The sequence below is a fragment of the Saccharothrix coeruleofusca genome (assembly GCF_014648515.1).
Lineage (GTDB): Bacteria > Actinomycetota > Actinomycetes > Mycobacteriales > Pseudonocardiaceae > Actinosynnema > Actinosynnema coeruleofuscum.
The window spans coordinates 39,598-52,650 of record NZ_BMRG01000017.1 but is presented as its reverse complement, the minus strand read 5'-3'; the positions used below and the strand labels follow the sequence as shown (position 1 = coordinate 52,650).

8 protein-coding genes are annotated in these 13,053 nt (G+C 71.5%); 5 read left to right on the top strand and 3 right to left on the bottom strand.

Annotated elements, in window-relative coordinates:
• Together IEZ00_RS37300 and IEZ00_RS29245 are read right to left on the bottom strand one after the other, a co-directional pair.
• On the bottom strand, positions 1–657 hold a 657-nt coding region (locus tag IEZ00_RS37300), incomplete at its 3' end, for a LacI family DNA-binding transcriptional regulator (protein ID WP_229796196.1).
• Positions 658–837: 180 nt separating this feature from the next.
• The gene (locus tag IEZ00_RS29245; RefSeq protein ID WP_189226584.1) at positions 838–2,784 is read right to left on the bottom strand and encodes an immunoglobulin-like domain-containing protein; all 1,947 of its coding nucleotides are present in this window, start codon (positions 2,782–2,784) and stop codon (positions 838–840) included.
• Positions 2,785–3,035: 251 nt separating this feature from the next.
• On the opposite strand from IEZ00_RS29245, the gene IEZ00_RS29240 reads away from it, so the two are divergent.
• The 5 genes from IEZ00_RS29240 to IEZ00_RS29220 all read left to right on the top strand — a co-directional run bounded on the left by IEZ00_RS29240 (position 3,036) and on the right by IEZ00_RS29220 (position 11,787).
• Positions 3,036–4,004, top strand: coding sequence for an ABC transporter substrate-binding protein (locus tag IEZ00_RS29240; protein WP_189226583.1), 969 nt, complete (start codon positions 3,036–3,038; stop codon positions 4,002–4,004).
• A gap of 84 nt (positions 4,005–4,088) precedes the next feature.
• A complete protein-coding gene (locus tag IEZ00_RS29235) occupies positions 4,089–5,615 on the top strand; it encodes a sugar ABC transporter ATP-binding protein (protein ID WP_189226582.1) in 1,527 nt (508 codons plus the stop codon).
• Positions 5,612–6,586: an ABC transporter permease gene (locus IEZ00_RS29230; protein WP_189226581.1), complete on the top strand. Its 975-nt coding sequence runs from the start codon at positions 5,612–5,614 to the stop codon at positions 6,584–6,586. The genes IEZ00_RS29235 and IEZ00_RS29230 overlap by 4 nt, the downstream gene beginning before the upstream one ends.
• A complete protein-coding gene (gene yjfF / locus IEZ00_RS29225) occupies positions 6,583–7,548 on the top strand; it encodes a galactofuranose ABC transporter, permease protein YjfF (RefSeq protein WP_189226580.1) in 966 nt (321 codons plus the stop codon). Before IEZ00_RS29230 ends, yjfF begins: the two co-directional genes overlap by 4 nt.
• 270 nt (positions 7,549–7,818) lie before the next feature.
• Positions 7,819–11,787: a discoidin domain-containing protein gene (locus tag IEZ00_RS29220; protein WP_189226579.1), complete on the top strand. Its 3,969-nt coding sequence runs from the start codon at positions 7,819–7,821 to the stop codon at positions 11,785–11,787.
• A gap of 53 nt (positions 11,788–11,840) precedes the next feature.
• Here IEZ00_RS29220 and thrS read toward each other — a convergent pair.
• Positions 11,841–13,053, bottom strand: a 1,213-nt coding sequence (thrS, locus tag IEZ00_RS29215) for a threonine--tRNA ligase (protein WP_229796195.1), incomplete at its 5' end; no start/stop codon positions are given.

Genomic DNA, 13,053 nt, shown 5'->3' with positions numbered 1-13,053 from the left:
CACCGGCGGGACCTCCGCGCCCGCCTCCTCCAGCGCCCGCCGCCAGCCGCGCACCCGGCCCGCGCTGTCGAACCAGTCCGGCGGGCCGGACACGTGCCACACCGTGCTGTGCCCGGCCTCCAGCAGGTGCCGGGTGGCGCTGTGCGCGCCCGCCTCCTGGTCGACCGTGACCAGCGGGGTCGGCCGCGCCGGGTCGCCGTCGATGGTCACCAGCGGCACGCCCGCGGACACCTCGGCCAGCGCCTCGTTGGCCGAGGCGGTGGGCGCTATGGCCACGATGCCCGCCACCCGCTGGTCGCGGTGCCGCTCCACGGCGTCCGCCATGGACGCCCGGTCCAGCGCCTTGACCAGCCCGACGCTGACCGCGAACCCGGCCTCGGCCGCGGCCTGCTCGACCGCGGCCAGCAGCCACGCGGGCCCGTACAGCGTGGAGTTCTGCGCCACCACGCCGATCAGCTGCGAGCGCCCGGTCACCAGCGCGCGGGCGGCCCGGTTGGGCCGGTAGCCCAGCTCCGCGATGGCCGCGCGGACCCGCAACCGGGTCTGCTCCCGCACGTTCGGGTGACCGTTGAGCACGCGGGACACCGTCTGGTGGGACACGCCGGCGAGCCGGGCCACATCCGTCATCGCGGGATCGCGCGAGGTCCTGTTCTCCACTGCCTGCCCACCTTCGACTCCGGTCGTGCGGTACCGATGTTAGCGATAACACAGGCACCTCCGCCCGAGGTGACCGTCCGATGACCATTGTCCCACCCGGCGCCGTCCCATTCGGACGCCCGCTCCGGCGGGTCGGCGCGCCGCGGGAACGCGACTCAAACCGGCCCCCAGGCGGTGGGCTCAGGGGAAGGCCCCGCGCAGCCGGTCGAGCTCGGCCGCGGTCACCGGCAGGACGGTGCCGTGCCGGGGGCGGCTGGGCAGCTGGTAGTCGGTCGAGGGGGTCCACCGGCCGGAGGCCAGGTCGGTGGTCTCGAACGGCACGTAGCCGCGTCCGCCGAACTCGTCGATGAACAGGTACCACTTCTGCCCGGTGTTGGACTTGAACACCGTGGGCCCCTCGCCCTGGCGGATCGCGCCCTTGCCGACGCAGTCGGCCACGAAGTCGTAGCTGGTGCCGCGCAGCTGCGCGGACTTCTCGGCCAGGATGAACTTGCCGCACGGCGCGGTGGAGGTGTTGCTGCGCTCGTCCTTGGTGTAGCGGTAGTACACGCCGTCGTGCTCGATCACGGTCGAGTCGATGACCGAGTGACCGGGGTCCACCCACACGCGCGGCTCGCTGAAGGTGCGGAAGTCGCGCGTGGTCGCGTAGAGCATCTTGTTGTAGGTGTTGCCGGTGTGCTCGGGATCGTTCTCGGCGTAGATCTTGGAGGCCCAGAACACCACGTACGCGCCGATCGACTCGTCGTAGTACGCCTCGGGCGCCCAGGTGTTGCCCGCCGTGTCGGGCGAGACGCGCACGTGCCGCTGCTGCGACCAGTTCACCAGATCCGTGGACTCCCAGACCTCGATGTGCTTGCTCCCCTTGCGCTGCACCAGGTCCCAGTTGCCGTTGCCGTACATCCTCAGGTCGGTGGCGATGAGGTAGAACTTGTCGCCCTCGGGCGAGCGGATGACGAACGGGTCGCGCACGCCCTTGTCGCCCAGCGACGAGGTCAGCACCGGGGCACCGCGGTTGAGCTCGTCCCACTTCAGCGCGTTGTCGCCCCGGCTGGCGGCGAAGTGGACCTGCTCGCCGGTCGCGGTGCCCTCGCCGGTGAAGTAGCCGAACAGGTAGCCCTGGTAGTCCTGTCGCCGCGGCAGCGGGCGAACCGTGGTCTCGAAGTGCCGGACCCGCTGCTGCTGTCCTGATCGGACGGTCGCGGTCAGCTTGACGCGCTCGGGGCTCGTGCCGTGCGCGGGCCGCCGGACCTCGCCGGTCGGGGTGATCACCGAGGGCTTGTTCGACCGCCACGTGACCTGGGTGCCGTGCGGGCCGGCGGCGGGCAGCGTGATGTTGCCCCTGATGTCGTCGGCGTCCCAGACCACCAGCGCGTCGGCGTCGCGGCGGGCGCGCTCGGCGTCGGGGACCACCCCCAGCTCGCGCACCTCGGACGCGCTGAGCACCCTGCTGTAGAGCCTGAAGTCGCGCAGGTCGCCCTTGAAGTACCGGTCCCCGCTGTAGAGCGAGCGGCCCAGGTAGTTGGCGGTGGTGCTGCCGCCGCCGATGTCGGCCGGGGTGGTGGTGACCCCGGTGCGCCGGGCGACCTCGACGCCGTCCTCGTACAGCACGGCGGTCCGCCCGCCCAACGTGTAGGTAAGCGTCTTCCACACGCCGCGCGCCAGGTCGCGGCCCGCGGAGGTGGTCTGCTCGGTGGACCAGTCGCCGGTGGCGATGGAGGTGCGGTAGCCGTCGCCGGTGGTGAACAGGTAGCCGTTGCCCGCGCTGCTCGAGGAGTTGCCCAGGCCCCAGATGAAGTACGGGGTGGGCTGGTCGGGCGCGATGCGGACCCGCACCGAGACGCTGACCTCGGTCAGCCCGCGCAGGAGGTGGTCGGGCAGCTTGACGTGCCCGCCCGCACCGCCCAGCCGCAGGCCCTGCGCGCCCGAGGGCGCGGCGTCGCCGACGAGGGTCGCGGTGCGGCCGGAGCCGGAGGCGTCCGTCACCGCGGTGCCGGTGGTCTCGTTGAGCGGGTAGTGGACCACCAGCGCGTCGTCGGCCGACGCGGTCGGGGTGGTCAGTGCGGCCGCGGCGAGCGCCAGCGCGAGTGCCGCGGACAGTGGACGGGGACGGGGGCGTGCGCAGGCCATGACCGTCGTTCTCTCGTCTGCGCGCGGCGCGGGCCGCGCGTGGGAACAGGGCGTCCGGGGGCGTGCCGTGCACTGGATCACAAAAGTGAGCGCTAACATAAGTCGCCTCCGAACAGCGTGTCAAGAGCGCAACATCCGTGTTTCCGGGGGGTTGACGAGTGCATTGTGAGCGTTCACTCTTGTGCCCCAGGTGACCACGGTCACGCGGTACGCCCGTCCGCGAGCGTCTCGGGTTCACACGGAGGAAGCAAGTGCTGAAGAAGATCGCGACCGCCGCCTGCGCGGTTCTGCTGGGCACGCTGACGGCGTGCGGCTCGTCCGGCGGGCAGTCCGGCGGGTCCGCCGACGACGGCAAGATCACGATGGGATTCGCCCAGGTGGGCGCCGAGAGCGGGTGGCGCACCGCGAACACCAAGTCGATCCAGGAGGCCGCCGCGGCGGCCGGGATCGACCTCAAGTTCTCCGACGCGCAGCAGAAGCAGGAGAACCAGATCAAGGCGATCCGCTCCTACATCCAGCAGAAGGTGGACGTGATCGCCTTCAGCCCGGTGGTGGAGACGGGCTGGGACACCGTGCTGCTGGAGGCCAAGCGGGCCAACATCCCGGTGATCCTCACCGACCGCTCGATCGACTCCGACGACACCTCGCTGTACAAGACCTTCCTCGGCTCGGACTTCGTCGAGGAGGGCCGCAAGGCCGGTGACTGGCTGGTGGCCAACACCCAGGGCGAGACCAACGTCGTCGAGCTGCAGGGCACCACCGGCGCCGCACCCGCCATCGACCGCAAGAAGGGCTTCGAGGAGAAGATCGCGGCGCGGCCCGACATCAAGATCGTGGCCACCCAGACCGGCGATTTCACCCGCTCCGGCGGCAAGCAGGTCATGGAGGCGTTCCTCAAGTCCACCCCCGACATCGACGTGGTCTACGCCCACAACGACGACATGGGGCTGGGCGCGATCGAGGCGATCAAGGCCGCGGGCAAGGTACCCGGCCAGGACATCCGGATCATCACCGTCGACGCGGTCAAGGACGGGATGCAGGCGCTGGCCAACGGCGAGATCAACTTCATCGTCGAGTGCAACCCGCTGCTGGGCGGGCAGCTGATGGACCTGGCCAAGAAGATCGTGGCGGGCGAGGAGGTGCCGCCCCGCGTGGTGACCGAGGAGACCACCTTCACCAGCGAGCAGGCCAAGGCGGCGCTGCCGGAGCGCAAGTACTGACCCCGGCCCGTGCGGGTGCGGCCCCGCCACCCTCCGGGTGTGGTGGCGGGGTCGCACCCGCACCTCGAGCACGAAGGCAGGACCATGACCGAACCGGTCGTCGACATCCGCGGGATATCCGTCGAGTTCCCCGGCGTCAAAGCGCTGCAGGAGGTGGACTTCCGGCTGTTCCCCGGCGAGGTCCACGCCCTGATGGGCGAGAACGGCGCGGGCAAGTCCACCCTGATCAAGGCGCTGACCGGCGTGCACCGGCCGGTCGCGGGCGAGGTGCTGCTCGGCGGCGAGCGGGTCGCCTTCGCGGGTCCCGCGCAGGCGCAGGACGCCGGGATCAGCACCGTGTACCAGGAGGTCGCGCTGTGCGCGAACCTCACCGTGGCGGAGAACATCCTGCTGGGCCGGGAACCCCGCCGCTTCGGCGCCATCAACGGGCGCGCCATGCGCGCGCGGGCCGCCGAGCTGCTGGCGCGCATCGGGTTGCGCGTCGACCCCCGCTCCACGCTGGCCAGCCACCCCATCGCCATCCGGCAGCTGGTCGCCATCGCCCGCGCGGTGGCCATCGACGCGCGCGTGCTGGTGCTCGACGAGCCGACCTCCAGCCTGGACGCCGACGAGGTGGCCGAGCTGTTCCGGATCGTGCGGGTGCTGCGCGACGAGGGCGTGGCGGTGCTGTTCGTCTCGCACTTCCTCGACCAGGTCTACGAGATCGCCGACCGGATGACCGTGCTGCGCAACGGCCGCGTGGTCGGCGAGTGGACCACCGCCGAGCTGGGCAGGCTGGAGCTGGTGCAGGCGATGCTGGGCCGCGAGCTGGGCGTGCTCGACGAGCTGGAGCACCGCCCGGACAAGGGGCGGGCGGGCGAGCCGCTGCTGGTGGCCGAGCAGCTGGGGCGCAAGGGCGCGATCGCGCCGTTCGACCTGACCATCCGCCGCGGCGAGGTGGTCGGGCTGGCCGGGCTGCTGGGTTCGGGCCGCACCGAGCTGGCGCGGCTGCTCTACGGCGCGGACAAGGCCGACACCGGGCGGGTGCTGGTCGACGGCGAGCCGCTGAAGCTGCGCGGTCCCCGCGCGGCGATCGAAGCGGGCATCGCGTTCAGCTCCGAGGACCGCAAGGGCGAGGGCCTGGTGGCGGACCTGAGCGTGCGCGACAACCTGATCCTGGCCATGCAGGCGGCGCGCGGCTGGGCCCGTCCCGTGCCCCGCAAGCAGGCCGACGAGCTGGTGGCCAAGTACCTGAAGATGCTCGACATCCGCCCCGCCGACCCGGACGCGCTGGCGGGCAACCTGTCCGGCGGCAACCAGCAGAAGCTGCTGCTGGCGCGGTGGCTGGTGACCCGGCCGCGGCTGCTCGTGCTGGACGAGCCGACCCGCGGCATCGACGTGGGCGCCAAGGCGCAGATCCAGAAGCTGGTGGCGGAACTGGCCGCCGACGGCATGGCGGTGCTGTTCATCTCCGCGGAGTTGGAGGAGGTCGTGCGGGTGTCCGACCGGGTGGTCGTGCTCAGGGACCGGCGGGTGGTCGCCGAGCTGTCGGGGGTGGACCTGGGCGTGGACGACGTGGTGGAGCTGATCGCCGCGACGCCGGGGGCCGAGCCGGAGAAGGTGGCCTCGTGAGCAGGCGGCTGCTGTGGCCGGTGCTGGCGCTGGTGGCGCTGCTGCTGGTCAACGTGTTCGTGACGCCGTCGTTCCTGTCGCTGCGGATGCAGGACGGGCACCTGTTCGGCAGCCTGGTCGACATCCTGCGCAACGGCGCGCCGACGCTGCTGATCGCGCTGGGCATGACGCTGGTCATCGCCACCCGCGGCATCGACCTGTCGGTGGGCGCGGTGGCCGCCATCGCGGGCGCGGTGACCTGCACCCACATCGCCGCGGGCGGTGACCCGTTCTCCGGTATGGCCATCGCGCTGGCGCTGTGCGCGCTCATGGGGCTGTGGAACGGCTTCCTGGTCTCGGTGGTCGGCGTGCAGCCGATCATCGCGACACTGGTGCTGATGACCGCCGGGCGCGGTATCGCCATGCTGATCACCGAAGGTCAGATCATCACCGTGGACAACCCCGCGTACCGGCAGATCGGCGCGGGTTTCCTGGTGCTGCCCATCGCGATCCTGATCAGCGTGGCCGCGCTGGTCGGCGTGGCGCTGGTGACCCGGCGGACCGCGCTGGGCCTGCTCATCGAGTCCGTCGGCGTGAACCCGGAGGCCAGCAGGCTGGCCGGGGTGCGGTCGCGGACGATCATCTGGACGGTGTACGTGTTCGTCGCGCTGTGCTCGGGCGTGGCGGGGCTGATGATCAGCTCCAACGTCAGCGCGGCGGACGCCAACAACGCCGGGCTGTGGATCGAGATGGACGCCATCCTGGCGGTGGTCATCGGCGGCACGTCGCTGGCGGGCGGCCGGTACTCGCTGACCGGCACGCTGCTGGGCGCGCTGATCATCCAGACGCTGACCACGACGGTCTACACGATCGGCGTCCCGCCCGAGGTGACCCTGGTGTTCAAGGCGGTCGTGGTGCTGGCGGTGTGCCTGCTGCAGGCGCCCGCGCTGTCCCGCGCGCTCGCCCCCCGGCGAAAGGTGGTGCTGCCATGACCGCGCTGACCGCTCGCGCCCCCAGCCGGTTCCTGCCCGTCATCGCGACGTTCGTGGTGTTCGTGGCGACCTTCGGGGTGGGGTCGTTGCGCTACGAGGGGTTCGCCACCGGGCAGGTGGTGGCGAACCTGTTCATCGACAACGCGTTCCTGATCGTGCTCGCGGTGGGCATGACGTTCGTGATCCTCACCGGCGGGATCGACCTGTCGGTCGGGTCGGTGGTGGCGCTGTCCACCATGATCGCGGCGGCGGCGCTGCGCGCCGGGTGGCCCGCCTGGCTGGTGGTGCCCGCCGTGCTGGCGACCGGCTCCGCGCTGGGGCTGCTGATGGGCGTGGTGATCCACCGGTTCCAGGTGCAGCCGTTCATCGTCACGCTGGCGGGCATGTTCCTGGCCCGCGGGCTGTGCTTCGTGATCAGCGTGGAGTCGGTGTCGATCAAGGACCCGACGTTCCGGGCGCTGGCCACCGGCACCCTGGAGCTGCCCGGCGGGGTGACCATCACGCACACCGTGGTCATCGCGCTGGTCGCGGTGGCCGTGGCGGCCTACGTGCTGCACCTGACCCGCTTCGGCCGCACCGTGTACGCGGTGGGCGGCAGCGAGTCCTCGGCCCGGCTGATGGGCCTGCGGACCGGGCGGGTCAAGGTCGGCGTGTACGTGATCAGCGGGTTCTGCTCGGCGCTGGCCGGGCTGCTGTTCAGCCTCTACATGCTGTCCGGCTACGGGCTGCACGCGGTGGGCATGGAGCTGGACGCCATCGCCGCCGTGGTGGTCGGCGGGAGCCTGCTCTCCGGCGGGGTCGGGTTCGTCGTCGGCTCGGTGGCCGGGGTGCTGGTGCTGGGCACCATCCAGACGCTGATCTCCTTCCAGGGCACGCTCAGCTCCTGGTGGACCAAGATCGTCATCGGCGTCCTGCTGCTGGCCTTCATCGTCCTCCAGCGCCTGATCGTGCGGCGGAGCTGACGCCACCTCCGCGAGTCCAACGCCCAGGGCCCCCGAGTTGTGAACTCGGGGGCCCTGGGCGTTCGGCCGTCCCGCGGTGGCCCGCCGCGATGGGCCTGCCGCGAACCGCCTGTTGACTCGGCGGTCACCCGTCTGCAACTCTTCGAGCGCCTTACGCAAAAAATCGACAACTAGCTGGAATTAGGCGACATCGGTCGCAGCAAGCCGCTCATGCCCCTGCGCGGAGGGGCGACGGTCCCTCCGCGGCCCGACGAGAAGGGCCCGGACGCCATGTCACCGACGACACGCGCAGCCGCCTGCCTGTTCGCGCTGTCCCTGCTCCCCCTGGCCGCCCCCACCTCCCACGCCGCCACCTCCCCCGAGCCCCGCACCGCCGTCACCGCCAGCGGCGGAACCGCCGCACTGGCCGCCGACGGCGACCGGAACACCACCTGGGAGGCCACGTCCTTCCCGCAGTGGGTGCAGCTCGACCTCGGCGCCCCGACGCGGGTGGACCAGGTCCGCCTGACCACCCCGCAGGGCTGGGCCGAGCGGTCCCAGACCTTCGCCGTGCAGGCGAGCCTGGACGGCCACGGCTTCAGCACGCTGGTTCCCTCCGCCGAGCACACCTTCGACCCGGCCACCGGCAACGCCGTGGAACTGGGCTTCGACCCCACCCTGGTGCGCTACGTGCGCGCGGAGGTCACCGCCAACACCGGCGGCCGGGGCGGGCAGATCTCCGAGCTGGAGGTCCGCCGCGCCTCCGACGCGACCGCCGCGCTGGCCGCGACCTACTCCGCCAGCAGCTCCACCGACGTCTACTCCGCCGCCAACGCCGGGGACGGTGACCAGGCGAGCTACTGGGAGAGCGCGAACAACGCCTTCCCCCAGTGGTTGCAGGCCGACCTGGGCTCGGCGGTCAAGCTCGACCGCCTGGTGCTGAAGCTGCCGACCTCCGGCTGGGGCGCGCGCACCCAGACCCTGTCGGTGCAGCGGAGCACCGACGGCTCCGCGTTCAACGACCTGGTGCCCACCAAGGCGTACACCTTCGAACCCAGCGCGGACAACGCGGTGACGATCCAGTTCACCACCGTCACGACGCGGTACGTCCGGCTGCGCATCACCGCCAACACCGCGTGGCCCGCCGGGCAGATCTCGGAGTTCGAGCTGCACGGCCCCACCGGCGGTGACACCCGAGCGCCGTCCGCGCCCGGCGACCTGGCCTACAGCCAGCCGCAGGCGGGTCAGGTCCGGCTGACCTGGACCGCCGCCACCGACGACGTCGGCGTCACCGGCTACGACATCTACGCCAACGGCGCGCTGCGCACCAGCGTGGCGGGCGACGTGCTGTCCTACACCGATTCCCAGCCCGACGGCGTGCGGGTGGTCTACTTCGTCCGGGCCAGGGACGCGGCGGGCAACCAGTCCGCCGACAGCAACTCGGTGACCCGCCCCGGTTCCGGCCAGCCCGGCGCCAACCTCGCCCTGGGCAAGCCGATCTCGGCCTCGTCCCACGCCTTCACCTTCGTCGCGGCCAACGCCAACGACAACGACGTCACCACCTACTGGGAGGGCGCGACCTACCCGAACACGCTGACCGCGCAGCTGGGCGCGAACGCCGACCTCAGCTCGATCACCCTGCGGCTCAACCCCGACCAGGCGTGGGGCCCGCGCACGCAGAACATCCAGGTGCTCGGCCGCGAGCAGAGCGCGTCCGGCTTCACCAGCGTCGTGGCGGCGGCGGACTACTCGTTCAGCCCCGCCAACGGCAACAGCGTCACCATCCCGGTGTCCGCGCGGGTGGCCGACGTGCAACTGCGCATCACCTCCAACACCGGTGCGCCGGGCGGCCAGGTGGCGGAGTTCCAGGTCTTCGGCGTCGCCGCCCCCAACCCCGACCTGACCGTCACCGGCACCGCGTTCACGCCCGCGAGCCCGGTGGAGACCGACGCGGTCACGCTGTCCGCGACCGTGCGCAACGCGGGCACCACCGCTTCGGCCGCGACCGACGTGACCTTCTTCCTGGGCACGACTTCAGTGGGCACCGCGCCGGTCGGCGCTCTGGCGGCGGGCGCTTCGGCGACCGTCACGGCCAACATCGGCGCGCGCTCCGCGGGTTCGTACGAGTACACCGCCAAGGTCGACGAGACCAAGAAGGTCATCGAGCAGGACGAGGCCAACAACTCCCGGCCGCACCCCGACGCGCTGGTGGTCACGCCGGTGCCCAGCTCGGACCTGGTCGCCTCACCGGTGAGCTGGACGCCTCAGAACCCGGCCGACGGGCAGAGCACGAGCTTCAGCGTGGCGATCAGGAACCAGGGCACCACCGCCTCGGCGGGCGGCGCGCACGGCATCACGCTGACCGTCCTCGACGCCACCACGGGCGCTGCCGTGCGGACGCTGACCGGCACCCACACCGGCGCGATCGCGGCGGGCTCGACCACGGCCCCGGTCGACCTCGGCTCGTGGCCCGCGACCAACGGCAAGTACACCGTCCGCACCGCCATCGCCGCCGACGCCAACGAGATCCCCGCCAAACGGGCCAACAACACCACCGACCAACCGCTGTTCGTCGGTCGCGGCGCGAACGTGCCGTGGACGCACGTGGAAGCCGAGGACGGCGTCACCGCCGGCGGCGCGACCACCGTCGGCCCCAACCGCACGGTCGGCGACCTGGCCGGTGAGGCGTCCGGGCGGCGCGCGGTCACCCTGAACACCACCGGCGCCTCGGTCGAGTTCACCACCACCGCGCCGACCAACACGCTGGTGACCCGCTTCTCCATCCCGGACGCGCCGGGCGGCGGCGGCATCAACGCCACGTTGAACCTCTACGTGGACGGCGTCTTCCACAAGGCGATCGACCTGACCTCGAAGTACATGTGGCTCTACGGCAACGAGAGCGGCCCCGGCAACTCGCCGGGCGCGGGCGGGCCGCGGCACATCTACGACGAGGCGAGCGTGATGCTCGACAGCACGGTCCCGGCGGGCAGCCGGATCAAGCTCCAGAAGGACGCGGGCAACAGCACCACCTACGCGATCGACTTCGTCAACTTCGAGCGGGTCGCCCCGGCGGCCAACCCCGACCCCACCCGCTACGCGGTGCCCGCCGGGTTCACCCACCAGGACGTGCAGAACGCGCTGGACCGGGTCCGCATGGACACCTCCGGCGCGCTGGTCGGCGTGTACCTGCCCGCCGGCGACTACCAGACCGCGCAGAAGTTCCAGGTGTACGGCAAGCCGGTCAAGGTGGTGGGCGCGGGCCCCTGGTACACCAGGTTCTTCGCCCCCAGCACGCAGGAGAACACCGATGTCGGCTTCCGGGCCGAGTCGTCGGTGAACGGCTCGACCTTCAGCGGGTTCGCCTACTTCGGCAACTACACCTCGCGCATCGACGGCCCCGGCAAGGTGTTCGACTTCGCCAACGTCTCCAACATCACCATCGAGAACGTCTGGGCCGAGCACGTGGTGTGCCTCTACTGGGGCGCGAACACGGACTTCATGACGATCCGGGACTCGCGCATCCGCAACACCTTCGCCGACGGCGTGAACATGACCAACGGCAGCACCGACAACCGGGTTGCCAACATCGAGGCGCGTGCCACTGGTGACGACAGCTTCGCGCTGTTCTCCGCGATCGACGCGGGCGGCGCGGACGAGAAGAACAACGTCTACGAGAACCTGACCTCGATCCTGACCTGGCGCGCGGCCGGGCTGGCGGTCTACGGCGGCTACCTCAACACCTTCCGCAACATCTACATCGCCGACACCCTGGTGTACTCCGGGGTCACCATCAGCTCGCTGGACTTCGGCTACCCGATGAACGGCTTCGGGCCGGACCCGACGACGTTCACCGGGCTGACCATCGTCCGCGCGGGCGGGCACTTCTGGGGCGGGCAGACCTTCCCCGGCATCTGGATGTTCTCCGCCTCCAAGGCGTTCCGGGGCATCCGGGTCGACGACGCCGACATCATCGACCCCACCTACAGCGGCATCATGTTCCAGACCAAGTACGACGACCGGGGACGACCGGAGAACCCCATCCAGGACACCGTGCTGACCGACATCAGCGTCTCCGGGGCGCGCAAGAGCGGTGACGCCTTCGACGCCAAGTCCGGGTTCGGCCTGTGGGCCAACGAGATGCCCGAGGCGGGGCAGGGACCGGCGGTCGGCTCGGTGACGTTCAACGGGCTGCGGTTGAGCGACAACCACCAGGACATCCGCAACACGACGTCCACCTTCACCATCGTCGTCAACAACTGACCCATCCACAGGGCCTCCCGCCCGCGCTCGACGAGCGCGGGCGGGAGGCGGGATCAGCTCCACAGCACGGGTGCGCGGGCCTCCACCTGGGCGTCCATGCGCGCGGCGACCTCCTCGGCGGGCAGGGGGGCCAACCGGCGCCCGTCCCGCAGGCGCAGCGCGACGGTGCCGTTCGCGGCTTCCTCACCGCCGATCACGACCTGGTAGGGCACCAGCCGGGATTGGCGGACGCGAGCGCCCAGGCTGCCGCGCTCCACCACCTCGACGCGCAACCCCAACGCGGCGCACCGCTCGGCGAACGCCGTGGTGGGCGCGAGCTCGCCGCCGGAGACGGGCAGCACCACCACTTGGACGGGTGCCAGCCAAGCGGGGAACGCCCCGCCGTGCTGCTCGACCAGATGGGCCACCGCCCGCTCCACGCTGCCGATGACGCTGCGGTGCACCATGACCGGCCGGTGCCGGGCCCCGTCCGGCCCGGTGTAGCCGAGGTCGAACCGCTCGGGCTGGTGGAAGTCGACCTGCACGGTGGACAGGGTCGTCTCGCGCCCCGCGCCGTCGACCACCTGCACGTCGATCTTGGGGCCGTAGAAGGCCGCCTCCCCCGCCACCGCCTCGTACTCCAGGCCGGAGCGGTCGAGCACGTCGGCGAGCAGAGTGGTGGACCGCCGCCACAGCTCCGGGGCGGCGACGTACTTCCCACCGGGACCGGGCAGCGAGAGCCGGTAGCGGGCGGGCCGGATGCCCATCGCCTCGTACGCCCGCCGGATCATCGCCAGCGCGGCGAGGGCCTCGTCCGCGACCTGGTCGGTGGTGCAGAAGACGTGCGCGTCGTTGAGCTGGATGGCGCGGACGCGGGTCAACCCGCCCAGCACCCCGGACAGCTCCGAGCGGTACATGCCACCCAGTTCGGCCAGGCGCAGCGGCAGCTCGCGGTAGCTGCGGGCGCGTGAGCGGTAGACCAGCGCGTGGTGCGGGCACAGGCTGGGCCGCAGCACGACCTGCTCGCCGCCCAGGTCCATGGGCGGGAACATGTCCTCGCGGTAGTGCGACCAGTGCCCGGAGATCTCGTACAGCTCCCGTTTCCCCAGCACGGGCGAGTACACGTGCCGGTAGCCCGCGCGGCGTTCGGCGTCGCGGACGTACTCCTCCAGGGCGTGCCGCACCACCGCGCCGTCGGGCAGCCAGTACGGCAGCCCCGCGCCGATGAGCGGGTCGGTGTCGAACAGGGCCAGCTCACGGCCGAGCCTGCGGTGATCGTGCCTGGGG

What these genes read in the sequence shown, in the direction of transcription:
- IEZ00_RS29245 (WP_189226584.1), bottom strand. Translation starts at nt 2,784, where the DNA reads ATGGCCTGCGCACGCCCCCGTCCCCGTCCACTGTCCGCGGCACTCGCG.
- IEZ00_RS29235 (WP_189226582.1), top strand. Translation starts at nt 4,089, where the DNA reads ATGACCGAACCGGTCGTCGACATCCGCGGGATATCCGTCGAGTTCCCC.
- yjfF (WP_189226580.1), top strand. Translation starts at nt 6,583, where the DNA reads ATGACCGCGCTGACCGCTCGCGCCCCCAGCCGGTTCCTGCCCGTCATC.
- IEZ00_RS29220 (WP_189226579.1), top strand. Translation starts at nt 7,819, where the DNA reads ATGTCACCGACGACACGCGCAGCCGCCTGCCTGTTCGCGCTGTCCCTG.